The following is a 23,868-nucleotide window of genomic DNA, read 5'->3' as shown; positions in this document are numbered from 1 at the left end:
TGAAGTAATGCGAAGCTTGTGTGTGCTACAGGGGATTGTATCTTTGTACTATGTCTTCTATTTTTCAGTTTAAACAATTTGCTGTAGATCAAACGGATTGTCCCATGAAGATCAATACAGATGGAGTATTGCTGGCTGCTACTACGGCAGATATTCCGGCTGCACATATACTGGATATAGGGACGGGTACGGGTGTGATTGCACTGATGCTTGCACAACGATTCGAAAATGCCATACTTGAGGCTGTTGAGATCGATGCGCTTGCTGCGGATCGGGCGAAGCAGAATTTTTTGAATTCCCCTTTTTCCGAACGTATGTACGCACAGCATGTTTCCTTTGAAGACCTGCATCCGGTCAGTAAATATGATCTGATTATCTCAAATCCTCCCTTTTATACAGATTCGCTGCATAACCCCGATAACAGAAAAAAAACAGCCAGACATGCTGATCTTCCTTTCTTTGAAAGACTCTTTGATTTTGCCGGGCGTCATCTGATGGAAGAGGGGTTGTTGCGTCTGATTCTTCCGCCGGAACTTGCCGGTCAATTGCAGGATATTGCTACTACTCAGGAACTGATAGCAGAGCATGTGATAGCTGTGCAATCGTATAAAGACAGTCCTGTATTCAGGAAGATGATAACATGGCGTAAGGGAGGTAAGAAAGACCTGATGACGGAGGAATTATTGATTATATATGAATGCAAAGGAGTATATTCGGATAGATATAAGGAACTTTTACGGCCGTATTTTTTAGCTTTTTAGACACATGACAAAAATTGGATTGATATCAGATACACACAGCTATCTGGATGAAGCAGTGTTTACCTATTTTGAAAATTGTGATGAGATCTGGCATGCCGGTGATTTCGGATCGTTACAGGTCGCGGATGCGCTTGCTGCCTTCAAACCTTTTCGCGGTGTATATGGCAATATAGATGGTAAGGAGATAAGAGTACAATACCCCGAAAATCTCAGATTTATGTGTGAGGGAGTAGATGTATGGATGACGCATATAGGAGGATATCCCGGACGGTACTCTTCTGCTGTGAAAGCTGAAATTACAGCCAATCCGCCACAATTATTTATCTGCGGACACTCTCATATTTTAAAAGTACAGTTTGATCAAAAATTAAAATGTTTGCATCTTAACCCTGGGGCAGCCGGTAAACATGGTTGGCAAAAAGTCAGAACATTGATGCGTTTTGATATAAATGGGGATAAAATTGAAAATTTGGAAGTTATAGAATTGGCAAATCGTTAATCTCTGGGTGTCATTGGGTTGCAGGATTGTTTTAGGTTGCCTACATTTGGCCTGAATCATATAAACAAACAAAACAACAAATGACAATTATGAAAACCTTAGGTCAGTTTATCATTGAAAAACAGGCCGATTTCCCTTATGCTAAAGGGGAGCTTTCCCGACTGTTACGAGATATCGGAATAGCGGCGAAAGTAGTCAACCGGGAGGTAAACAAGGCCGGACTGGCCGATATCCTCGGTGACGCAGGACAGACCAATGTGCAGGGGGAGGGGCAGAAAAAACTGGATGTCTATGCGGATGAGCAATTTATGAAAGCCCTCAACCATGGAGGAGAATGTTGTGTTTTTGCTTCGGAAGAACAGGATGAAGCCATTTACCTGGATTCGACAGTGTCCAAAGATGCCAAATATATCGTCTGTATCGACCCACTGGATGGTTCCTCCAATATAGATGTAAATGTTTCCGTAGGAACGATTTTTTCTATATACAGAAGAAAATCCGTCAATGACCGGGCAACCTTAAGTGATATCCTGCAAAAAGGAACAGAGCAAGTCGCAGCAGGATATATTATATACGGCTCCTCTACTATGCTGGTATATACCACCGGAAAAGGAGTTAACGGTTTTACGCTTGATCCTTCCATAGGTGAGTTCTGTCTTTCACACCCCAATATCAAAATTCCCAAAAGCGGATCTATCTATTCGATCAATGAAGGTAATTATATCAAATTTCCGCAGGGCGTCAAAGATTATATCAAATATTGTCAGGTAGAAGATGCATCTACAGGCAGACCCTATACTTCCCGTTATATTGGATCCATGGTAGCCGATATTCATCGTAATCTGCTCAAAGGAGGTATATTCCTGTATCCGACTACACTAAGCCATCCGGACGGAAAACTAAGGTTGATGTACGAATGCAATCCGATAGCTTTTATTGTAGAACAAGCCGGAGGAAAGGCGAGTACAGGGCAGGGAAGAATTCTGGATATAGTACCCAGCGAACTGCATCAGCGATGTCCGGCATTTATGGGTAGTCCTGAAATGGTGGAGAAAGTGGAAGAATTTATGCTCCGGTCTTAAAAGATCGGATTATTCACCTGCATGAACAGATTTTGTTTATTCCGATAAACAACTTGTACAGGGATGGTCCTTACAGACTGTCCCTTACTTCCAGTAAAAAACCTTTTAACTTTTCTAAAGAATCAATGACGCGCTGATTTTCCCGTGCTTCATTTTTATTTGTACGCAGATAATCACGCGCTCCCTGTAATGTGTAACCTTTTTCTTTTACCAGATTAAAGATTATTTTCAGATTCGCAATATCTTCCTGAGTAAAGAGACGGTTGCCCTTTTTATTCTTTTTGGGTTGCAAGACCGTAAATTCACGTTCGTAAAAACGGATCTGAGAGGCATTGACATTAAACATCTCTGTTACCTCACCCATCGTGTAGTATAATTTATTTATTTCGCGCTCCTTGTAAGGCATATTTATTTAAATTAGTCTTGCTCAAACAAACTTAGATAAATTTGCTTTTATATGCAATTATTGTGTTGTATATATAAATAATTTGTAAGTATATCCTTGTATACAGCATACACATTTTAATACAGAACGAGGGCATATGGTAAAAGACAAGATCATTGATCTCTGCCCGACAAAATTGAGATGTTAAAGAGAGAATGCTTTTAAAGTCGGATTAGATATTATGCTTATTGTCAGTAAATTCTGGACTCGTATATTTTCATTTGGGAAAGCCCATGCGGTCACGGTGTACCCCTTTATTTTTCTGAGCAAAGCAATCTTTTTGGAAGATAAGGCATTACTCAATCATGAGCGTATCCATCTCAGGCAGGCATTAGAACTGGGTATTATCTTTTTTTATCTGTGGTATCTGATCGAATTTGTGGTTCGCTGGATACAGCAGCGTAATTTTAGACGTGCCTATCTGCGTATTTCTTTTGAGCGGGAGGCATATGCCAATGAACAAAATCAAGATTATCTGAAAACCCGTCCTTTCTGGAAATTTCGGACGTATATCACAAAAAAAAGCACCGTTTAGGTGCTTTTTTAATATCTATTTAACCAACTTTAGAAAAGTGGACACTTTCTGTTTTAATTCCCGGCGGTCTACAATAAAATCTAAGAATCCATGTTCAAGTAAAAACTCAGAAGTCTGGAACCCCTTAGGAAGGTCTTTTTTGATTGTTTCTTTGATAACGCGCGGTCCTGCAAAGCCGATCAAAGCTCCAGGTTCAGCAATATTGATATCACCCAGCATGGCATATGATGCTGTCACACCACCTGTAGTCGGATCCGTCAATAAACAGATATACGGGATTTTAGCCTGACTCAATAAAGCAAGTTTTGCTGAAGTCTTCGCCATCTGCATCAACGAAAATGCTGCTTCCATCATACGGGCGCCTCCGGATTTGGAGATCAGCATAAAAGGAATTTTATGTTCCAGACAGTAATCGATAGATCTTGCGATTTTCTCACCCACAACGGAACCCATAGAACCGCCGATAAAAGTGAAATCCATACAAGCGACTACCAGATCCTGACCATTCAATTTACCGTGTGCACTGCGTAGTGCATCCTTTAAGCCTGTTTTAGCCTGTACCTCTACCAGACGCTCAGCGTAAGGCTTGGTATCCACAAAGTGAATAGGGTCTCCGGATCTTAAATCGCTGAACAGTTCGGTGAAATTGTTGTCATCAAACAGAATCGAAAAATATGCTGCGGAGCCAATACGAATGTGGTAACCACAGTACTGACATACATAGTTGTTTTCAATTTGTTCAATATTTAACAGGGGTTTTTTACACGAAGGACATTTATTCCAAAGCCCGTCTGGAGCTTCTTTTTTGTTTTCAGTTGCGGTATTTATCCCTGCTTTCTCTCTTTTAAACCAACTCATACAAAAGTTCTTATTCGACTACAAATAAACGAAAAAATATCTTATCCCTACAACAAGTACTAAAATTAAAAGGAATGCCGTACAGGAAATGTTTCAGGATTTTAAAAAAATTAAGGCACAAAAAATGGGTAAGCTCCTTTTATCGCACCGCTCAACCAAATACCCTTGCTGTGTTCCCACCCTGGGGGAGTCAATGGGAGCTGGTCGTAAAAGACTTACCCACCGCAAAAGTAGCAAAATATTGGTAATACAGAAAATAAAAGCCCGATATTTTACTATACGACTGATTTTCATGAGAATATATTTTCGCCAAAGAGTTGCTTAAAGCTATCATGAGCATATTTATTACTTTTTGTACATATGCCCATGATGATTTGTAGTTCGACTTACATTTTCTCTGTATGGTATTCACCTGTCCATGCAAAATATCCGAAAAGAGCCAGTCCTACAGAAATAATAGGCGTGAGAACCGCCAGTATAATAATGCCGAATACCAGATCCTCCTGATGGCCGGTGCCTATCTTTGGAATAGCCAGTTCGAAAATGCAGAAATAAGCTGTGAAAAGTGCTAATGCTATCCACACAATTCCTAAAAGTTTTTTTACAGTTTCCATAGTGTTTTAGTCATTAACATTCGTGTGAATAATAGATTTGTTAATATAGAGGGCTCCTATAATAAAACATGTTGCCGAAATTATAATCGGATACCAGAGTCCGGCAAGATAAAACTCAGGGTCCTGAGCGGTCTTTGCATTACTGGCCAGATAGGTTGATACCGCAGGAAGAAGACCTCCGAATATGCCGTTACCTATATGATAAGGTAAGGACATAGAAGTATAACGTATTTTCACGGGGAACATTTCTACCAGAAAGGCTGCAATAGGACCATAGACCATTGTGATATAGATAATCTGTATAAAGATCAGAGCGGTGAGCCATACTCTGTTTTTGCCCTGTATAGTGATTGTCGTTTTGACCGTTTCTTTAGCTTCCCCGATAGTTGTAGAGGTTGTGACTTTTGACGAGGTGCCATCTGAATATTCCTTTTCGGTCGTTTCAAAACTGGCATTATGCACCTTATCCAGTCCGGAGGTACGAATGGTTTTTGCAAGAACCTCTTCTTTCTGATGAATATCCGTCACGACATACATGGCTTTATAAATGGGTCTGTAGGTAAGGATTGCCAGAAGCATACCAGAAAGCATAATCCATTTACGACCTATCTTGTCACTGAGCCATCCAAAAACAATGAAAAAAGGAGTTCCGATCAATAGCGCTGTTCCTAATATGGTATCGGCCTGATCTGAATCCAGAAACATCACCGTTTTCATAAAGCTCATGGAGTAGAATTGCCCTGTGTACCATACTACTCCCTGCCCCATAGCAGCTCCGAACAGAGCCAGAAGTACAAACTTCAGATTATACCGGTTGCCAAAACTCTCTTTCAAAGGATTCGCCGATACCTTACCTTCCGTCTTGGCTTTCTGGAACTCAGGAGACTCATCCATATTCTTGCGGATCAGATAAGAGACATATACCATAATAATGGACAACATAAAAGGTACTCGCCATCCCCATGCGTCAAATTGTTCTGCCGATAATATGCTTTTGGTCAGCAGGATTACAATCAGAGAAATAAATAAACCAAAGGTCGCTGTTGTCTGAATCCAGGAAGTCCAGTATCCCCGCTGACCTTTCGGGGCATGCTCCGCTACATATGTGGCTGCACCTCCATATTCACCACCTAACGCTAATCCTTGCAGAAGCCGCAGAATAAGAACGAGCAGTGGTGCCCAGAAACCAATAGAATCGTAACTCGGAATACAGCCGATCAGAAAAGTAGCCCCTCCCATCAGGAGCAAGGTGACCATAAATGTGTATTTACGGCCTATCATATCGCCCAGTCTCCCGAAAAATAAGGCTCCGAATGGTCTTACCACAAATCCTGCAGCAAATGTGGCTAATGTGGACAGAAAAGCTGCCGTTGGATTGTCTGAAGGAAAAAACTTCGTAGAAATGACTACGGAGAGACTTCCGAAAATAAAGAAATCGTACCATTCGATCAGTGTCCCCATAGAGGAGGCTCCGATGACCTTCCAGATTCCCTTTTTACTGACTGTTTCTTTCATAAGTAGGTTTAGTGTTGATAAATGTGATGTAATTTATATACTTTTCCGGGCATGGAGAGAATAATACCTTCCATTTCCAGTTCGAGAAGTGAAATAGCTAGCTGACTTTGAGGCAATGCGCAATGAATTGCAATCTCATCAATCGGAGCGGGATTCTGCTGTTGCAGAAATTGATATATTTTTTCCTGTTCTTCGCTGAGCTGCGGAGGAAGCAAAGAAAGTTGTGCCGAAGGTTTTTGTTGCTGTTCTTGCTCCCAGTTCATCATATAAAAGAGGTCTGACGCATTACGGATAAGGTGAGCCCGGTTAGTTTTGATCAGGTAATTGCATCCTGCGGATGATTCCTGATCTATACCCCCCGGAAATGCACATACATCCCGATTGTAGGTGTTCGCTATTTCTGCAGTAATCAATGCACCACCTCTGGATGCGGCTTCAATAACAATAGTTACATCAGCCATTCCGGCAATAATCCGGTTACGCATCGGAAAATTTTGTCTGTCCGGATTTGTACCGGACGTGAATTCGGTGAGTAAGCCTCCGCAGGACAGCATCTCTGCAGCTATTGTCCTGTGTGCAGCCGGATATATACGGTCCAGTCCGTGACCCATTATACCCAAGGTGGGGATCTGGTGACGGAGAGCAGCCTGATGAGCATAAATATCAATGCCGTAAGCCAGTCCGCTGATGATCTGTATACCGGGAAGCCTGAGCTCCTGAATCAGTTCATCACAGATCCGTTGCCCGTATGCAGTTGCTTTTCGCGTGCCGACTATACTGATCGTCCTGGCCGGGTTGAGTGATTCCGAGCCTTTATAATAGAGCACCAGAGGAGCATCATCGCATTCGCGTAATCGTCTCGGGTAACGATTGTCCTCTATCCAGAGCAAATCTATATCATGAGCAGAAATAAATGCCAGCTCCTTCTCCGCTTCCAGTAGCAGCTCTTTCGATCGTAAACGCTCGATAATAGCTATATTAATACCCGGAATGGTTAAAAGCTGTTTTTTTGAAGCGGTAAAAATAGCTTCCACAGTGTCGCAATGAGAAAGAAGAGATCGTGACAATCGGGGACCAATACCTTTTACTTTGGTCAAAGCTATTTGTAGTAAAGTATTCATAAATGGTTATCCTTAAAGATAAGGATAAATCCTGTAACTTGATTCGCCACCTGGAATTTTCTGAAGAATCGTATCTTTGCAACGATAAAGAGATGAAAATCTCACTAGGTTTATAAAAATAAAAGCAGCCTCAGGCTGAACAACAAGAGTAATGTATGGAAACAAAGGAGCCCTTTGATATTGAAATAGAAGATATTGTATATTCTGTATTTCCGGAGGAGGAAGATACGTATGTGATCTTCAAAGAAGGTAAAGAATATGTCCAGATTATTAAGGATACAGATACCAGCTGGTTGAAACTGAATCCCGAAACAGGTTTGCCAATGTTTGGTATGGATGAGGAAATCAATCTGATCGGACAGAAAATCAGAGAAGAGATCGGATAACAAAAAGTGAATATGATTTTGGCTTGTGGCAATATTTGACAAGCCAAAATCATATTTATCAACTACATGGGTACGTAGACCACGTACTTGGTTTCAAAGAAATCTTCTGTAAAATAATCTGAAAGGGGATGGAGTTCAGCTTTGAGTCTTGACTCTTTGATCTCTTCTTTCAGATCACCTCCTTTTAAATAGAGGATACCATTAGGAACACCGTTTTTATCCTGTTTCAAAAATTTATTGCGGATCCATGGTGTAAAATCGCCTAATCTGGTTACCGCTCTCGATACTACGAAATCGTATTTATAGTCAAGCTGCTCGGCACGCATATGATCGGCTTCCACATTGGTCAGGCCTAATGCTGTCGCAACTTCCCGTACCACTTTGATTTTTTTTCCGATCGAATCGACCAGGTGAAACTTGACTTCGGGAAATAAGATAGCTAAAGGTATACCCGGAAATCCTCCTCCTGTACCGACATCCAGAATATGTGTTCCCGGTGCAAACTCTGTCATAAACTTAGCAATACCCAGCGAATGAAGCACATGGTGAAGATAAAGGCTCTCTATATCTTTACGCGATATCACATTGATCTGGTTGTTCCAGAAAGGATATAACTCGGCTAACTGTGCAAACTGATTTTTTTGTGTTTCCGTTAATTTCGGAAAGTATTTATAGATAATGTCTACTGATGGATTCAAAATACGTATGGATTGAATAAATAATTATTTCCAGCTCCGTTGCGGTTTCTTCCTGTTGAATAAACCATTGATGCAAATATAGAAATAGTAATACAGGTCTAAAAATGGTAACCACCAGATAAGATCATGTACTGCAAGTTTTTTGTAGATACCGCGAAAGACAATGACTTGTAAAAGCAGTCTCAATGCATAGGCTCCGGCCATATAATACCACATTTCAGGGAATAAAGCCAGGCAGCTGATTAAGGTAATATAAAATAAGATACCGGAAGCGAGCTGGGTCGCTAACATGCGCTGATGTTTCTTTTTGTAAAGAACAGATGCCCCGGAATGCCTCGCTTTTTGTTTGTAATAACTTTTCCAGCTGTCTTTAGGCACCGAGTACATATGGGCATCAGGATGTATGACAATACGGGTATTTTGCTTAGTTGCATTTTGATTGACAAACAGGTCATCATCACCCGATTTGATATGCATATGAGAGGTAAATCCTTTTCCCTTGAAAAACAATTCTTTGGTATAAGCCATATTGCGGCCTACACCCATGTATGCATCCTTCTTCAGTGCATACGAAAGATAACTCATTGCTGTATGTGTAGTTTCAAAGCGAATGAGTTTGTTCAGGAATCCGCCTTGTCTGAAATAAGGCGAGTAACCCAGAATAATCTCTTTTCCGTCCGTGAATGCGCCCGCCATTTCAGAAAGCCATTGGGGCGAATTGGGTTGACAATCGGCGTCTGTAAAGACGAAATGGGTATAACGGGCAGCTTTTATACCCATAGTCACCCCAAATTTTTTATTGTGTTTGAGTTGAATATGCTCCTTGATCTCTACGACTTTTAAGTGAGCATATTTGCGCTCAAAGTCCTGCAATACCCATTGGGTGTCATCATTCGAACAATCATTGACGACTACAACTTCAAACTGAGCGTATTCCTGTTCGAGGATAAGAGGTAAAAAAGTTTTTAGATTATTCTCTTCATTACGTGCACAGATAATAACGGAAACAGGCACCTGGTCTGTGGCCTGCTGATAGGATTGCACCTGATACCGGCTTACTTTAGTGTATACAAACAGGATGTAATACAACTGCATGAGTAAGAAGATGCCTACAATAAACAAGGCCAGATAAAAGAATGTAAAATGGCTTTGAAAAAAATGAAATATATTCACTGGAAAAAATTATAACGATTCTATGTTGAATCATGAATTCGAGCGTTAAAATTAGTTATTTATTGTCAAAGTGAGCGATTTGATTGCAATATTTATAGGAGAGATGTGTAGAGATGCCATAATTTGTAGTACTTTTGCAGGTGTTTTTTAATGGCCGGTGTACGGTCAAATACAGAAGAAATACATAAAGGTAGATCCTGACTGTATGTTTCTGACAGATAGAGAGGTTAATTCATGAAATTCACGCTTCAAGCAAACGATAAATTTTCTAAAGCCCGTGCCGGGGAAATCGAAACGGCTCATGGTAAAATTCAGACGCCCATCTTTATGCCTGTCGGTACCGCCGGTACGGTCAAAGCCGTACATCAGCATGAACTGAAACAGGATATTGAAGCGCAGATTATCCTTGGTAATACGTATCATTTATATCTGCGCCCGGGACTGGATGTCCTTAATAAAGCAGGAGGGCTTCACAAGTTTATCGGATGGGATCGCCCTATTCTGACAGATAGCGGAGGTTATCAGGTATATTCTCTGACTGAAGTGCGTAAGATCAAAGAAGAAGGTGTAACATTCAGATCACATGTAGATGGTTCCAAACATCTGTTTACACCGGAGAATGTCATGGATACACAACGTGTTATCGGTGCAGATATCATTATGGCATTTGACGAATGTACTCCTTATCCCTGCGACTATGGATATGCGCGCCGTTCTCTGGATATGACACATCGCTGGCTGAAGCGTTGTTGTGACCGGTTTGATACTACAGGTCCGTTATATGGATACGATCAGACACTTTTCCCGATTGTACAGGGATCCGTGTATAAAGATTTACGTGAAAAATCTGCAGAAGTCATTGCTTCTTTTAACAGGGAAGGAAATGCCATAGGTGGATTATCCGTTGGAGAGCCGGCAGAAGAAATGTATGCTATGACAGAAGTCGTATGTAATATATTGCCAACCGAAAAACCACGTTACCTGATGGGAGTGGGTACTCCGATTAATTTGCTTGAGAATATTGCACTGGGTATCGATATGTTTGACTGTGTAATGCCTACGCGTAATGCACGTAATGGTATGTTATTTACACAGAACGGAACTATTAATATCAAGAATGAAAAATGGAAAGATGACTTCTCTCCGATAGAGCCCGAAAGTGATCTGATGGCCGATCAGGTATATACTAAAGCCTACCTCAGACACCTGATTCGTTCACAGGAAATTTTAGGAGCCCAAATTGCTTCATTACATAATTTACATTTTTATCTTTGGCTTGTTAATCAGGCTCGTGAGAAAATTGTGGATGGCACATTTTATGAGTGGAAAAACAAAATGGTCAAAATTTTAGGACAACGGTTGTAAGCTAACGCGTAAGCTGCGATTCATGAAAATAATAGATTGGTATATTATTAAGAAGTATTTGTCGACGTTCGTCTTCACTATGGCTATTTTTACTGTAGTCATGGTTATTTTTGACGTTTCCGAAAAACTGGATAATTTCCTGCAATATAAAGCGCCGATCTCCAAAATAGTATTTCAGTATTACGCCGGATTTATTCCTTTTTATCTGAATTTTTTATCTCCGCTGATCAACTTTATTGCCGTTATTTTCTTTACATCCAAGATGGCAGATCAGACGGAGATCGTACCTATTCTGAGTGGTGGAATGAGCTTCAACCGAATGTTGAGGCCATATATGATAGCTGCATCCCTCATTTTTGCCGTCACTTTTGTGTTTAACATTTATATTATTCCACGCACGAATAAGATGAAGGTGAGTTTTGAGAATGTGTATGTCAAGCCGGATAAGGCCGGAGGATCCATCTCTGCTACCCATATGCAGATCGACTCTAATACGTATGTCTATATTGATAATTTCGATACAAGACAAAAAATAGGGTATAATTTTGTACTTGAAAAATTTGATGCTGATCGGCTGAAAGAAAAAATGATTGCAGACAGGATCCGCTGGGATTCCGTTGCTACCAAATGGAAAATAGAGAATTATACCAACCGGGTTATCAACGGTCTTAACGAACGCATGGAAAAAGCTGATCAGAAAGATACTACGCTGGATATGAAGCCCTCGGACTTTGAAAAATATGACAATATGTTTACGGCAATGAATACCGACGAACTGAGTAAGCGTATCGATAAAGAAGAAACACGGGGGACAGGTATGATGACCGAATTGTTACTGGAAAAATACAAACGATATATATATCCGTTTTCCGCATTTATTCTGACGCTGATGGGCGTTTCTCTTTCTTCCAAAAAGGTAAGGGGAGGAATAGGGTTAAGTCTGGGATTAGGTATCGCATTGAGCTTCGTATATATTGTATTGATTCAGTTTTCAACGATGTTCTCGCTCAAAGGAGGTTTGCCTCCATTGATTGCAGTCATGATTCCGAATCTGATATTCCTGAGTTTAGGTCTTTATCTGATGTATAAAGCGCCAAAATAATTCTTGTTTTTCATGCCCTCCATCAAAATTAACCGCAATATTCTTGTTTTGCACGTGACCGTACTGATTTGGGGTTTAACAGGTATTTTAGGTGGGTTGATCTCCGTATCAGCGATTCATCTGGTCTGGTACAGAGTAGGTATTGCTGCCATTGCATTAGCTGTATATTTTGTATTCAAGCGCCAAAGTATCGTTGTCAGTAAGCGTGATTTTCTTAAATTCTTTATGACAGGTGCTGTGGTGGGCTTACATTGGGTGCTGTTCTTTTATTCTATAAAAGTATCGACTGTATCTGTTACACTGGTAACGCTCTCTTCGGTAACCTTATATACCGCGATATTCGAGCCGATGCTATACAAACGCAAAATAGCGGCTTTGGACATCGTCATTGGGCTGATTATTATTTTAGGGATATACACCATATTTCAATTTGAAACCCGGTATCTGGCTGGCATTATCAGCGGTCTCGCATGTGCATTCTGTGCGAGTGTATTCTCCATTCTCAATGGTAAAATGGTGAAATCATCCAGTCCTACTATTATTACTTTTTACGAAATGCTGGGCGCTTTTTTCTGGATCAGTGTTTTTATGCTTTTCTCCGGAGATTTCAATGCCAGTATGCAACTCAGTCAGCAAGACCTGTGGTATTTATTGCTATTGGGTGTTGTATGTACGGCAGTCGCTTATGTTATGGGAGTAGCTGTGATGAAAGAACTGACGGCATTTACTGTGGCATTGACGACCAACCTGGAACCTGTCTATGGGATTATCCTTGCTGTATTAATATTTGGTCACAAAGAGACCATGAGTCTGGGTTTTTACGTGGGAGCTTTGATCGTATTGACGGCTGTATTTATTTATCCATATGTCAAGACCCGAATGGAAAACCGGCAGAAAGATCTTATTATCCGTAAGTTGCATTGACATCAGCAGCTGTCCTTATTCCGGATATTCTGGAATGCTATTGTCACCTTTTTGCGGATAGCTCCGGTATATAATAATAAAGTCCGGTGTGATTCCACGGACCGGACTTTACAGATATAAGGTAGGTGATTATGCGTAATTATAAATCGTCTCTTTGCTTTCAAGATTAGACGAACCCATTAAGAACTCATCAACTTTGCGGGCACATTCGCGCCCTTCAGAGATTGCCCATACAACCAGTGACTGGCCGCGGCGCATATCTCCGGCGGAGAATACCTTATCTACCGATGTTCTGTATTCACCTTCGGTAGCCTGTACATTTCCTCTTCCGTCAAGCGCAACACCTAATTGTTGCAATAGACCTTCGTGTTGCGGATGTAAAAACCCCATAGCCAATGTAACCAGTTCACATGGGATTTCACGTTCAGAACCTTCTATTTCTGTGAATTTGACAGGTCTTCCTAAAGTATCGGTTTCCCATTCCAGATCAACTACGATAGCGCCTTTGAGATTTCCGTTGTCATCACCGACAAATGATTTGGTGCTTATACTCCAATGGCGTTGACAACCTTCTTCATGTGAAGTAGTTGTCTTTAACAACATCGGGTAAGTAGGCCAGGGCATACCATTGGTACGTGCATTCGGTGGCTGCGGCATCAGTTCAAATTGGGTAACAGAAACTGCACCATGACGATTGGATGTACCTACACAGTCCGAACCGGTGTCACCACCGCCGATAACCAATACATTTTTACCGGTAGCCGTGATTTCTTCCACTTCTATCGGAGATTGACCTACACGTTTGTTTTGTTGTTTCAGGAATTCCATTGCATAATGTACTCCTTTAAGTTCACGACCAGGAATCTGAAGATTACGCGGAATAGTAGAGCCTCCCGTAAGTACAATAGCATCAAACGGAGCCAGCTCCGATACCGGGACATTTTTGCCAACTTCGCTGTTGGTACGGAATACTATGCCCGACTGCTCCATGATCTCAATACGTCTGTCGATAATCGATTTGTCCAGTTTGAAATCCGGAATACCGTAACGGAGCAATCCGCCCACTTTATCATCACGTTCGTATACCACGACATCATGTCCCGCTTTATTCAGCTGTGCTGCGGCTGCAAGACCTGCAGGGCCGGCACCAATAACTGCTACTGTTTTACCTGTTTTTAAATAGCTTCTGTTTGGTTTTACAAATTTGTTTTTGAAAGCGATCTCGATAATATGTTTCTCGATCTCTTCAATAGCAACAGGAGGCTTATTTATACCCAATACACAGGCTGACTCACACGGAGCAGGACATATGCGACCTGTGAACTCCGGGAAGTTATTGGTTGAGATCAGGATATTGTATGCATCTTCCCATCTTCCGTCATAGACGGCGTCATTAAATTCCGGGATCACATTACCCAGCGGACATCCCGAGTGACAAAAAGGGATGCCACAGTTCATGCAACGCGCAGCCTGCTCATTAAGTTGTGTATCAGAATAGCTCTTTACAAACTCCTGATAATGTTGTTTTCTATTTTCAACGGCTTCCTTTTTAGGAAGTGTTCTATCATATTCTAAAAATCCGGTTGGTTTTCCCATGACAATTGCCCCTTATTTAGCTTCTACCAATTTTTTAAGTAATACATTTTTGTATTCGCGAGGGAATACTTTGATAAATCTTGATTTCTCAGCTGCCCAGTGTTGAAGGATGTAATTTGCTCTTTCGCTTTTGGTCAGGTGGATATGACGCTTCAATAAGGCAATGATCGTCGTTTCGTCTTCTGTATCTAACGGATCCAGATCTACCATCTCCATATTACAGTTTTCTCTGAATGTACCGTTGATATCGTATATCCAGGCAATACCGCCACTCATACCGGCAGCAAAATTACGGCCTGTAGGACCCAGAATCAGTGCACGGCCACCTGTCATATATTCACAACCATGGTCTCCGATACCTTCGACTACGGCTGTCGCTCCTGAATTGCGCACTGCAAATCGCTCTCCTGCCATACCGTTGATAAAGAGATGTCCGGAAGTTGCTCCGTATAAAGCCACATTACCGATGATGATATTTTCATGTGCGACTAATGGACTGTCTTTTGTCGGATAAATAGCTAATTGAGCTCCGCAAAGTCCTTTTCCTACATAATCATTTGCTTCACCTTCCAGTTCAAAAGAAATCCCTTTTGTATTGAATGCTCCGAAGGACTGCCCTGCAGAACCTTCAAATTTGTAGTTGATCGTGTTGTCCGGGAACCCTTCCGCACCGAATACCTTGGATATCTCATTGGAAAGCAGGGTACCTACCGTACGGTCTGTGTTTTTTACAGGAAATGTGCCGAAGACAGGTGTTTTGCTTTCGAAAGCCGCTTTCGCTTGTTTAAGTAAGCCCCAATCCAGTATCATACCCATACCGTGATCCTGCTCTTCCGTATTATGAAGAGATTCACCGGCAGAATTTCTGGCTACATACAGAATGCTTGAAAAATCAATTTTCTTAGCTTTCCAGTGTTGAATGTTTTCACGTTTTTTGAGGAACTGTGCACGTCCAACCATTTCATTGATGGTACGGAAACCAAGTTCCGCCATTGTCTCACGGATTTCTTCAGCCAGGAAGCGGAACAGATTGACAATATCTTCCGGCTTACCGGAGAATAATTTCTGTAATTCCGGATCCTGAGTAGCTACGCCCACAGGACATGTATTCAGATGACATTTACGCATCATAATACAACCTCCGGCGATAAGAGCTGCTGTAGCAACACCCCATTCCTCAGCACCGAGTAACGTTGCAATCACAATATCACGTCCGGTTTTCATCTGCCCGTCAGCCTGTAGTACTACACGGCTGCGCAGTTTGTTTTGTACAAGTGTCTGATGCGCCTCTGCAAGGCCCAGCTCCCACGGCAATCCGGCATGTTTGACCGAACTGATAGGAGAAGCTCCTGTACCGCCGTCATATCCGGCAATAAGGATGACATCCGCATGCGCCTTCGCAACACCTGCAGCGATCGTACCTACACCTGCTTTAGATACCAGTTTCACATTGATACGAGCTTTGCGGTTTGCATTTTTAAGGTCAAAGATCAGCTGAGCCAAATCTTCGATAGAATAAATATCGTGATGCGGAGGAGGAGAGATCAGTCCTACACCAGGAGTAGAGTGACGCAATCTCGCAATGAAGTCGTTCACCTTATGTCCTGGCAGCTGACCACCTTCACCCGGTTTTGCACCTTGTGCCATTTTGATCTGTATCTCATCAGCTTCAGTCAGGTAATGAGATGTCACACCAAAACGTGCAGAAGCAACTTGCTTGATAGCCGAGCGCATAGAATCTCCGTTTGCTAAAGGAATAAAGCGTGAAGCGTCTTCTCCACCTTCACCGGTATTACTTTTAGCTCCGATACGGTTCATCGCAATAGCCAGTGTACTGTGCGCTTCGGTAGATATAGATCCCAGTGACATCGCTCCTGTAGCAAATCGCTTCATAATATCATTTGCAGATTCTACTTCATCAATAGGTACTGCTGTACGATGTTTTGCAAAGTCCAGCAAGCCGCGAAGCGTATACATTTTCTCTTTCTGATTGTTGATCAGACCTGCATATTTTTTATACGACTCATAATCATTATTACGGCATGCCTGTTGCAATAAGTGTACGGTCTGCGGATTCCAGAGATGGCCTTCGCCTCTTCTTTTCCACTGGTAGACACCACCTTCGGGAAGAAGGTTTTTTTCCACTCTTGAATTGCCGAAAGCAGTCCAGTGTTTGATCAAAACTTCTGTTGCAATATCGTCTAATGAAAGACCACCAATGCGGGATACAGATCCGCAGAAGTATTGATCCACTACAGATTTATCAATACCCAGTACCTCAAAGATCTGAGCACCGTGATAGGATTGAAGAGTCGATATTCCCATTTTGGAGAATATCTTTAATAAACCTGCACAGATAGCTTTTACATAGTTTTTCTTTAAAGTATCCCAGGTCAGGTCGGTATCCAGATGTCCTTGTTCTTTCATCGTACGGATACTGGCAAGTGCCATGTACGGATTGATTGCTGTAGCTCCGAATGCCAGCAGACAAGCAAAATGGTGTACTTCCCAGACATCTCCGGCTTCGACGACCAAACCTACAGCACCGCGATTACCGGTTTTGATCAGGTGGTGGTGCACCGCAGATACCGCCAATATGGAAGGAATAGGTGCATGTTGTGAATCAATAGCTCTGTCCGAAAGGATTAATACTTCAAATCCGTCACGTACGGCATCATCTGCATAACGGCAAAGTCTTTCCAGGCCATCTTCCAGTGAACCCGGTTTACCGTCTGCTTTGAAATAGAGTTGTAAAGTTTTCGCCTGAAATACACCTGTATCGATCGAGCGAAGTTTTTCCAGCTCACTTGAAGTCAGAATAGGATGTTGCAATGTCACACAGTGACAGAATTTTTTATCTTCAATCAGAATATTACCGGCATTACCGATAAATGTCGCCAGACTCATGACCAGTCTTTCGCGAATAGGATCTATAGGCGGATTGGTAACCTGAGCGAAGAACTGTTTGAAATAGCTGGAAAGATGCTGAGGCTGATCAGACAGAACCGCCAACGGTACATCAGTTCCCATAGATCCGATAGGTTCGTATCCGGTAAGGGCCATCGGTGCGAGAATTGTTTCCAGATCCTCACGTGAGTAACCGAACCCTTGTTGATATTTGAAAACGGATTCTTTAGATAAATAGGTATAGGTGACACGCGGTTCAGCCAGTTCTTCCAGACGGATTTTGTAATTATTTAACCATTCGCCATAAGGTTGCTGGCGGACAAGTTCACCTTTTACTTCTTCATCTGTGCGGATGCGTCCGGCTTCCATGTCGACTACGAAGATCTTTCCGGGCTGTTGACGGCCTTTTTGGATAATTAAGCTTTCAGGAACTGGCAATGCTCCGGCTTCTGATGCAACAACTACGCGATCATCTGATGTAATAGCATAACGTAAGGGTCTTAATCCGTTACGATCTAGTGTTGCTCCGATAGTTTTACCATCTGTGAAACACAATGCTGCAGGTCCGTCCCACGGTTCCATCAGTGTTGCGTGATATTCATAGAACGCTTTTTTCAGTGGATCCATCTGGGTGTTGCCATCCCAGGCTTCAGGTACCAGCATCAGCATCACATGAGGCAGACTTCTGCCGCTGTGTAATAACAATTCGACCACATTGTCCAGACAGGCTGAATCAGACTGACCTTTGTCTACGACCGGCAGTAGAATCTGCATTTCTTCGTCTGTAAAATAAGGCGATGAGAGCGAGCGTACACCAGCATAGAACCAGTTTAAGTTGCCGGTAAGTGTATTTATTTCCCCGTTATGAGCAATATGTCTGAAAGGCTGTGCTAATGACCAGGAAGGGAATGTATTGGTGGAGAACCGGGAGTGTACCAGACCAAAAGCAGATACAACACGAGGATCCCGCAAATCTTTGAAATAAGTGCCTACCTGATAAGTCGTAAGCTGACCTTTATAAATGATAGTCTTACAAGATAGAGAGGCAATATAAATAGGGAGAGGGTATTCTTGGTGTTTTTTGATTTTCTGAATGATTAGACGTCTCAGAACAAAGAGTTTGCGTTCGAATTCTTCTGTGTTAAACACTCCTTCTGGTCGTGCTACGAAGAATTGAACGATCTCCGGTTCGGCACTTAGCGCAGTCGGACCTATACCTTCCCGATTTACAGGTACAGTACGAAATCCAAGGAAGCGCATATTGCGTTCCTCACAGGCTTCAACGACTGTGCTCCTGCAAAGTGTATTCATTTCCGCTTCTTTTGGCAGAAATAACATTCCTGTACCATAATAGCCAGGCTCTTCGAGTTGAATGCCTAATGAAATACATTCTTCCCACAGGAACTCATGAGGCAGCTGGATCATAATCCCTGCGCCGTCACCACTCTCCGGATCACAACCGCAGGCACCGCGGTGTTCCATATTTTCTAACATGGTCAAGGCATCCTTAACCTGGTTGTGGGACTTGCGGCCTTTAATATGTGCTACAAAGCCTACACCACATGCGTCATGTTCAAAATCAGGGTCGTAAAGTCCTTTTTTCTCTATTCTTTCGTTTGTCATCTTCTCCTCAAAAATATAATCAGTTTGCTAATATAGGAATAAAAGTCATATATTTTTATATTATTCACAAATAAATCTAATTTATATTGATTCTTTGTTAATTAAATATGACTAATTTAATTGATTTTGTATTTTATTAGCCTGGAGCTTCTGTTATTGGAATAACATTCTGTACTTTTGGGATGTAAACAAATAAATTATGGTTATTACGACTATTGAGATTTATAGACTAAGTATTCCGATGGAACCGTTTGTCATTGCGACCGGTACAATGGACTATGCCCAAAACACTTTTATCAGGGTAAATACAGATGAAGGAATATATGGAGTGGGAGAGTGTTCTGCATTTCCGATGATTGTAGGGGAGACTCAGAACACCTGCCTGGTGCTGGCGCGTGATTTTGCAAAACTATGGAAGGGAAAAGATCCGCTGGCTATACACGAACGCCTCGCAGAACTGGATCTATATATTGCCGGAAACAAAACGATTAAAAGCGCTTTTGACAGTGCCTTATTTGATCTTGCATCCAAACATGCTGGATTGCCGCTATATCAGTTTCTAAAAGGCGAACGTCGGGATATTACGACTGATATAACACTGGGTATAGCATCTCCGGAGGAAATGGCTGAAAAAGCCGCAAATCTTCAGCGTGAAGGGGCCGTGATATTGAAGGTGAAACTGGGTAAAGATCCTCAGACCGACATTAACCGCATCAAGGCCATCCGCAAAGCTGTAGGTTTTGATATGCCGGTTCGGATTGATGCAAATCAGGGCTGGTCATATGAACAAGCAGTGCAGGCTTTGCAGGGACTGGAACCGTTTAAAATACAATACTGCGAGCAGCCTATGCGGACATGGAATGACCATTTGCTTCCCCAGTTGCGGACAGAGACAATAGTTCCGATTATGGCTGATGAATCTGTGTATTCGCATTATGATGCGGAGCGACTGTGCCGTGAAGATGCCTGCGATTATATCAATATCAAATTTTCAAAATCAGGAGGTATTGCGGAGGCTTTACGAATAGATGCTGTTGCAGCAGAATTTGGTATTCCGTGTATGATAGGAGGTATGCTGGAGAGTCGTCTGGCTTTAGCTGCGAAAGTACATTTTGCTTATGCTGCTAAAACGGTCAGATTCTATGATCTGGATACATGTATGGTCGGGCATCTGGAAGATCCGGTAATCGGAGGAGTACAATATGACGGATACCGGATTTCAGTAAGCGATGCCCCGGGTATAGGAGCGGATATTGATCCGGAATATCTGAAGAAATGTGAAAGTTGGGTGATCTGATCATCCGGCTTTTGGTATTATCTTTTTACTGGCAGAGAAAGTCATAAATCTTTGCCCTACCTCAATCCAAATTATTACCTTTGTTGTTGCTTAATTTTTATATAATTAATAATTATCATGAGTACACAAAAAGGTCCTATTTCTCAGTTTCTTGAGAAAAATTACCTTCACTTCAATGCAGCAGCATTGGTGGATGCAGCCAAAGGTTATGAAGCGCATCTGAACGAAGGTGGTAAAATGTTAATTTCTTTAGGTGGTGCAATGAGTACTGCTGAACTGGGAATTTCTTTAGCTGAGATGATCCGTCAGGATAAAGTTGCAATTATTTCCTGTACCGGAGCCAATCTGGAAGAGGATGTGATGAACTTGGTTGCGCACTCACATTACAAAAGAGTTCCGAACTATCGCGATCTGACTCCTGAACAGGAGAGAGAGTTATTAGATAATCACTACAACCGTGTTACCGATACCTGTATTCCTGAAGAAGAGGCTTTCCGTCGTTTGCAGAAACACCTTGAGGATGTATGGCATGCAGCTGAAGCTAAAGGTGAGCGTTACCTTCCGCATGAGTTCTTGTATCAGGTCGTAAATTCAGGTGTATTGGAACAATACTACGAGATCGATCCTAAAAATTCATGGATTGTAGCTGCTGCTGAAAAAAACCTGCCTATTATATGTCCGGGATGGGAAGATTCTACTACAGGAAATATCTTCGCTGCGAATGTAATCAAAGGAAATCTGAAAGCCAGTACTGTAAAGTCCGGTATCGAATATATGATCTACCTGACAGAATGGTACCGTGAAAACTCCAGCGGTAAAGGTGTAGGATTTTTCCAGATTGCAGGTGGTATCTCTGGTGATTTCCCTATCTGCGTGGTGCCGATGATGTATCAGGATCTGGAATGGGAAGATGTTCCGTTCTGGTCTTACTTCTGTCAGATCTCGGATTCGACAACTTCTTACGGTTCTTATTCAGGAGCTGTTCCTAATGAAAAAATTACCTGGGGCAAATTAGATATCGATACACCTAAGTTTGTTATTGAATCTGATGCGACTATTGTGGCGCCTTTGGTATTTGCTTACGTATTGGGTCAATAGAATTAACTTTAGCATACGCTATACATGAAGAATTTGCTCACCGATAATCCTGCTGCTATCAAAGCACTCATGTCAGAGACATTGTTTTCTGCCGGGCAGTCCTTTGCGCATAGTCAGAAGGATGAATTTTTGGAAGCAACGTCTATACAGACTCCTCTGTCTGCAGAAGTGAAAACGGATGTGACAGAGGAGTTTATTTATCAGGGAAATAAAGATAAAGGGATCGTCTTTATTTTACGCTATCAGGAGTATCCGTATTTCTCGGCAGGCGCTCAGGAAGCTTTTGTCAAAACAATTGGTGCGCTCCAGCTTTCCCCATCCGATGTGGCAGTTGTCAATCTGGCAAATCTACACAATCCAAATGATTTCAAACGCATTATGCAGTTTTTCTCTCCGACAAAAATTATTCTGCTGGGCGTTGAACCTACCTCTCTTGTTTTACCGCATATACCGCATAACTCTTATATGAAAGGTCGTGTCGCCACGGTATTCAATACTTATAGTTTTGAGGAAATGTTTGTAGATATAGAGAAGAAAAAGGCATTCTGGATAGAATTTAAAACTTTTATAGCTTCTTAGTCAGCTTCAATAATCTTTTGTATTGAGAATACGTTTTCCAGCTAAAGTTTTTTAGCCTGGCGCGTCTTTTCTTAATTTTTATTTTTTAATTTGTACATATGATCGAATTAATTTTTGCAACAAATAATGCACATAAACTGGATGAAGTCCGCGCCATAGTAGGGGATGCTTTTATGATCAAAAGTCTGGATGATATCAACTGTCAGGATGATATTCCAGAAACCGGAGATACCTTTGAAGAAAATGCAAAGCAGAAGACAGATTATCTTGTTAATAAGTATGGCTTATATTGTTTCGGAGATGACTCAGGATTAGAAATCGAAGCAATCAATAATGAACCGGGTGTATACTCGGCCCGTTACTCGGGATCAAGAGATATGGAACGTAATATTGATCTGGTTCTTGAAAAATTAGCGGACAGTGAAAACCGTAAAGCCAGATTCCGTACAGTTATATCCCTATTTCTGAATGAACAACAGCATTTCTTTGAAGGTGCTATCACAGGAACAATTATTTCTGAAAGGAGAGGAGCCGAAGGATTCGGGTATGATCCGATTTTTATTCCGGACGGATATGACAAGACATTTGCAGAAATGAGTGTAGATGAAAAAAATGGAATCAGTCATCGTTCTATAGCTGTCAAGGCATTGACAGGTTTTCTAAAATCCCTATGATCAATATAAAACGGATCATTTTTAAGAATAAAAATTTTAAGATCGCCTATTATTTTAAAGCGCTTTTAAGAGAGATTCCTAATTCATTCTGGTATAGATCCCGGTTGAAATCCAAACTTCAGTCAGCATATAAATTCGACAGTAAAGTACTGGAAGAGCGGGTGAATTATTACAATAAACTTCAGGTGAATACTTCTCTGGCTTCTTCTGCTATGCCAATAGCTGAGTTTAAAATTCCTGAAAAAATACGGGTATATTACTTTGATACTAAAGAGTATGTCCGCTATTTTGATCCTAAACTCAGGCTGCAGATGATTCCCGGTGATGTGGTGGATATTCCCGAATATCCCGCAATAGTGAAAAGCAGACCCATCGCAGGAGATAATAAAAATGCTGTCTTACTTAATCTCGATAAGATCCGGCACTTCAACTTTATCCGGGATGATATTCCGTTCAGAAATAAAAAGGATTTACTTATCGGAAGATTTGCGGCATACCAACAACACCGCAAACGATTCTTCGAATTGTACTTTGGTCATCAGCTATGTGATCTGGGGAGTGTCGTGATGGATAATGATCATCCGGAATGGTACGGTAAGCCTATTTCTATTCAACAGCATCTGGATTATAAGTTTATTCTGTCTCTGGAAGGGAATGATGTTGCTACAAATCTCAAATGGATCATGTCTTCCAATTCCGTTGCAGTAATGCCTTTGCCGAAATATGAAACATGGTTTATGGAAGGCAAACTGATTCCGGATTTCCATTACATACAGATTAAAGACGATTATTCAGATCTGGAAGAAAAGCTGCATTATTATATTGACCATCCACAGGAAGCCGAAAAAATTGTTGATAATGCACATCAGTACATTCAACAGTTTAATAACAGGAAATTAGAAGATCTTATCGCATTGCGGGTTCTCGAAAAGTATTTCAAAAAGACAAATCAAGGAACTTAGTTCTTTGCTCAAATCTTTGTCCGTATAGCCGGAAGTAGCTTTGCTGCAAATGTA

Annotated in this window: 22 protein-coding genes and 1 other RNA gene; 13 read left to right on the top strand and 10 right to left on the bottom strand. The window is 41.6% G+C overall.

Annotated elements, in window-relative coordinates:
• The first annotated feature begins 104 nt into the window (after window positions 1-104).
• The 3 genes from HMPREF0766_RS10805 to fbp all read left to right on the top strand — a co-directional run bounded on the left by HMPREF0766_RS10805 (window position 105) and on the right by fbp (window position 2,342).
• Window positions 105-761, top strand: coding sequence for a tRNA1(Val) (adenine(37)-N6)-methyltransferase (locus HMPREF0766_RS10805; protein WP_169311211.1), 657 nt, complete (start codon window positions 105-107; stop codon window positions 759-761).
• Window positions 762-765: 4 nt separating this feature from the next.
• On the top strand, window positions 766-1,260 hold the full coding sequence (locus HMPREF0766_RS10800; protein WP_002996921.1) for a metallophosphoesterase family protein: 495 nt from the start codon (window positions 766-768) through the stop codon (window positions 1,258-1,260).
• Between the two features lie 80 nt (window positions 1,261-1,340).
• A complete protein-coding gene (gene fbp / locus HMPREF0766_RS10795) occupies window positions 1,341-2,342 on the top strand; it encodes a class 1 fructose-bisphosphatase (RefSeq protein ID WP_002996918.1) in 1,002 nt (333 codons plus the stop codon).
• A gap of 70 nt (window positions 2,343-2,412) precedes the next feature.
• Here the strand turns inward: fbp and HMPREF0766_RS10790 are convergent, their stop codons facing one another.
• Complete coding sequence (locus HMPREF0766_RS10790; RefSeq protein WP_002996913.1) at window positions 2,413-2,748, bottom strand: MerR family transcriptional regulator; 336 nt, start codon at window positions 2,746-2,748, stop codon at window positions 2,413-2,415.
• Window positions 2,749-2,968: 220 nt separating this feature from the next.
• Between HMPREF0766_RS10790 and HMPREF0766_RS10785 the strand changes: the two genes are divergently transcribed.
• The gene (locus tag HMPREF0766_RS10785) at window positions 2,969-3,322 is read left to right on the top strand and encodes a hypothetical protein (protein ID WP_002996910.1); all 354 of its coding nucleotides are present in this window, start codon (window positions 2,969-2,971) and stop codon (window positions 3,320-3,322) included.
• Window positions 3,323-3,337: 15 nt separating this feature from the next.
• Here the strand turns inward: HMPREF0766_RS10785 and accD are convergent, their stop codons facing one another.
• From accD to dprA, 5 genes are all read right to left on the bottom strand, one after another.
• Window positions 3,338-4,180, bottom strand: coding sequence for an acetyl-CoA carboxylase, carboxyltransferase subunit beta (gene accD, locus HMPREF0766_RS10780; RefSeq protein ID WP_002996908.1), 843 nt, complete (start codon window positions 4,178-4,180; stop codon window positions 3,338-3,340).
• A 123-nt stretch (window positions 4,181-4,303) separates the two neighbouring features.
• Window positions 4,304-4,401: signal recognition particle sRNA small type (ffs, locus tag HMPREF0766_RS22095), an RNA gene on the bottom strand.
• Window positions 4,402-4,566: 165 nt separating this feature from the next.
• Window positions 4,567-4,794: a DUF6814 family protein gene (locus HMPREF0766_RS10775; RefSeq protein ID WP_002996905.1), complete on the bottom strand. Its 228-nt coding sequence runs from the start codon at window positions 4,792-4,794 to the stop codon at window positions 4,567-4,569.
• A gap of 6 nt (window positions 4,795-4,800) precedes the next feature.
• Window positions 4,801-6,309: an MFS transporter gene (locus HMPREF0766_RS10770; RefSeq protein ID WP_002996903.1), complete on the bottom strand. Its 1,509-nt coding sequence runs from the start codon at window positions 6,307-6,309 to the stop codon at window positions 4,801-4,803.
• Between the two features lie 8 nt (window positions 6,310-6,317).
• Complete coding sequence (gene dprA / locus HMPREF0766_RS10765; RefSeq protein WP_002996901.1) at window positions 6,318-7,430, bottom strand: DNA-processing protein DprA; 1,113 nt, start codon at window positions 7,428-7,430, stop codon at window positions 6,318-6,320.
• 155 nt (window positions 7,431-7,585) lie between these two features.
• Here dprA and HMPREF0766_RS10760 point away from each other — a divergent pair, with 155 nt between their 5' ends.
• Entirely contained in the window at window positions 7,586-7,816 is a 231-nt protein-coding gene (locus HMPREF0766_RS10760; protein WP_002996900.1) for a hypothetical protein, read from the top strand.
• Window positions 7,817-7,878: 62 nt separating this feature from the next.
• Here HMPREF0766_RS10760 and rsmG read toward each other — a convergent pair whose 3' ends face one another.
• Window positions 7,879-8,514 (bottom strand): 16S rRNA (guanine(527)-N(7))-methyltransferase RsmG, encoded by a 636-nt coding sequence (gene rsmG, locus HMPREF0766_RS10755; protein WP_002996898.1) that lies wholly within the window; start codon window positions 8,512-8,514, stop codon window positions 7,879-7,881.
• A gap of 24 nt (window positions 8,515-8,538) precedes the next feature.
• Window positions 8,539-9,687 carry a glycosyltransferase gene (locus tag HMPREF0766_RS10750; RefSeq protein WP_115388590.1) on the bottom strand — a complete coding sequence of 383 codons (1,149 nt, stop codon included), beginning with the start codon at window positions 9,685-9,687 and terminating at the stop codon, window positions 8,539-8,541.
• A gap of 234 nt (window positions 9,688-9,921) precedes the next feature.
• Here HMPREF0766_RS10750 and tgt point away from each other — a divergent pair, with 234 nt between their 5' ends.
• From tgt to HMPREF0766_RS10735, 3 genes are read left to right on the top strand one after another with little or no spacing between them, the layout of a single operon-like run.
• Window positions 9,922-11,052 (top strand): tRNA guanosine(34) transglycosylase Tgt, encoded by a 1,131-nt coding sequence (gene tgt / locus HMPREF0766_RS10745; RefSeq protein ID WP_002996893.1) that lies wholly within the window; start codon window positions 9,922-9,924, stop codon window positions 11,050-11,052.
• A 22-nt stretch (window positions 11,053-11,074) separates the two neighbouring features.
• Window positions 11,075-12,154, top strand: coding sequence for an LptF/LptG family permease (locus HMPREF0766_RS10740; protein ID WP_002996890.1), 1,080 nt, complete (start codon window positions 11,075-11,077; stop codon window positions 12,152-12,154).
• 12 nt (window positions 12,155-12,166) lie between these two features.
• Complete coding sequence (locus HMPREF0766_RS10735) at window positions 12,167-13,078, top strand: DMT family transporter (protein WP_002996888.1); 912 nt, start codon at window positions 12,167-12,169, stop codon at window positions 13,076-13,078.
• Window positions 13,079-13,207: 129 nt separating this feature from the next.
• Here HMPREF0766_RS10735 and HMPREF0766_RS10730 read toward each other — a convergent pair whose 3' ends face one another.
• Both HMPREF0766_RS10730 and gltB read right to left on the bottom strand, forming a co-directional pair.
• Window positions 13,208-14,674 (bottom strand): glutamate synthase subunit beta, encoded by a 1,467-nt coding sequence (locus HMPREF0766_RS10730; protein WP_002996884.1) that lies wholly within the window; start codon window positions 14,672-14,674, stop codon window positions 13,208-13,210.
• Window positions 14,675-14,686: 12 nt separating this feature from the next.
• Entirely contained in the window at window positions 14,687-19,204 is a 4,518-nt protein-coding gene (gltB, locus tag HMPREF0766_RS10725; RefSeq protein WP_002996881.1) for a glutamate synthase large subunit, read from the bottom strand.
• A 199-nt stretch (window positions 19,205-19,403) separates the two neighbouring features.
• Here gltB and HMPREF0766_RS10720 point away from each other — a divergent pair, with 199 nt between their 5' ends.
• The 5 genes from HMPREF0766_RS10720 to HMPREF0766_RS10700 all read left to right on the top strand — a co-directional run bounded on the left by HMPREF0766_RS10720 (window position 19,404) and on the right by HMPREF0766_RS10700 (window position 23,814).
• Entirely contained in the window at window positions 19,404-20,501 is a 1,098-nt protein-coding gene (locus HMPREF0766_RS10720; protein WP_002996878.1) for a mandelate racemase/muconate lactonizing enzyme family protein, read from the top strand.
• Window positions 20,502-20,618: 117 nt separating this feature from the next.
• Window positions 20,619-21,599, top strand: a complete 981-nt coding sequence (locus tag HMPREF0766_RS10715; RefSeq protein WP_002996875.1) for a deoxyhypusine synthase family protein — start codon at window positions 20,619-20,621, stop codon at window positions 21,597-21,599.
• A 24-nt stretch (window positions 21,600-21,623) separates the two neighbouring features.
• On the top strand, window positions 21,624-22,178 hold the full coding sequence (locus HMPREF0766_RS10710; RefSeq protein ID WP_002996872.1) for a hypothetical protein: 555 nt from the start codon (window positions 21,624-21,626) through the stop codon (window positions 22,176-22,178).
• 98 nt (window positions 22,179-22,276) lie between these two features.
• A complete protein-coding gene (locus HMPREF0766_RS10705; protein WP_002996869.1) occupies window positions 22,277-22,852 on the top strand; it encodes a non-canonical purine NTP diphosphatase in 576 nt (191 codons plus the stop codon).
• Window positions 22,849-23,814 (top strand): glycosyl transferase family 90, encoded by a 966-nt coding sequence (locus HMPREF0766_RS10700; protein ID WP_002996866.1) that lies wholly within the window; start codon window positions 22,849-22,851, stop codon window positions 23,812-23,814. Before HMPREF0766_RS10705 ends, HMPREF0766_RS10700 begins: the two co-directional genes overlap by 4 nt.
• The last annotated feature ends 54 nt before the right edge of the window (window positions 23,815-23,868 follow it).

This window comes from Sphingobacterium spiritivorum ATCC 33861 (assembly GCF_000143765.1).
Taxonomy (GTDB): Bacteria; Bacteroidota; Bacteroidia; order Sphingobacteriales; family Sphingobacteriaceae; genus Sphingobacterium; species Sphingobacterium spiritivorum.
Note: the sequence above shows the minus strand (reverse complement) of the source record. Positions and strands in the feature narration are given on the sequence as shown.